Here is a 1241-nt window from a genome sequence, read left to right as displayed (position 1 = left end):
TAGTTCATCTGGTATTGATGACGTTGGTTTTCACCCGTTTTAGATGCGACAAATTCTGCTGCTAATTCACTTCGTTGGTGGACGTATTTACTATTAGCTAAAGTTGCGTTCATAGTGGATTTATCGATGGCAATAGCACTCTTGCCAGCTTGCACTAAAATATCGGCAGTGGCTTTGTTGGTTTGAGTCGAGGGGGAATATTATTTCCCGCCCCTCTCAGTTAGATCCGTGCGTACCCGTTTCCGTGTACACGGCTCCCGATGTTCTTAGCTTTTGCTTTTGCTCATGTGAATGTAATCGTGGCAGCTTTCGTGAATTGTTAGAAGGTTTTTAGTTTTCCAGTTTTGGTGGTTTCCATCAACATGATGAAGATGTACCTTCTCATCACTAAGCATTTTTAGCCCACAATGACCACATTTATGGTTTTGCCGTTTGAGGGCTTTAGAGGTGTAGTTGTCGTAGAGCTTACTGTTGCGTTCACTCCAGTAAATTAAATCTCCGTCGTAGGGCGATTTCTCCCCTTTGACCATGATATGTTTGCTCTCGGAGTGAGGAACTGAGGGGAACGCCTTATCTAGTAATTTCTCGCTAGAGTAGCGGTTTTGCTTAGTTTCCTTATTGAATACCCTGAAAGCTCTTGTTTTGATGTGGAATAGTGAGTTTCTAGTCCCGTCCATCTTACAGAAGCGGTGGTAATTCCTCCAGCCTCTAACTACGGGGGCTAATTTCTCAGCTTTTGTAGTAGCACCATAATTCGAGTTGTTGACGATGTGTTTTACTTTCTTGCGAAAAGCTTTGAAGTTATCCACTGAAGGGACGCATCGGAACTTTCCGTTTTTCTGGACTTTGAAGTGCCAGCCGAGGAAATCAAATCCATCTGTCGTGGCGGTTAGCTTTGTCTTTTTCTCACTGACTTTCATTCCCCGCTCTGCTAGGAACTGACTTATTTTTTCAAGTATTTCTGTGGCATCGTCCTGGGGTCTGATTATTATTACCATGTCATCCGCGTAACGGATTGATGGTTCTGTTATTCTTCCCTGAGTATTTTTGCTTTTATAAATGCTTTCGATACCATTTAAGGCGATGTTAGCTAGAAGTGGACTTACCACGCCCCCTTGAGGTGTTCCCTGTTCGGGAAATTCTGGATTGACTCCGGCTTTGAGACAGCGGAATATTCCCTGTCTTATGCTATAAGGAGCGATGAGTCTGTCCATGATGGCGGTGTGGTTTATCCTGTCGAA

General features: G+C 43.8%; 1 protein-coding gene. It reads right to left on the bottom strand.

The window, feature by feature from the left end:
* Nucleotides 1–266: 266 nt before the first annotated feature.
* Nucleotides 267–1241: group II intron reverse transcriptase (locus ACM0OS_RS28920; protein ID WP_414546611.1), on the bottom strand; the 975-nt coding region annotated here is incomplete at its 5' end.

It is taken from the genome of Nostoc sp. CCY0012, assembly GCF_963920855.1.
GTDB lineage: Bacteria > Cyanobacteriota > Cyanobacteriia > Cyanobacteriales > Nostocaceae > Cyanocohniella.
The sequence above is the reverse complement of the archived record's forward strand: the minus strand, read 5'-3'. Positions and strand labels throughout refer to the sequence as shown.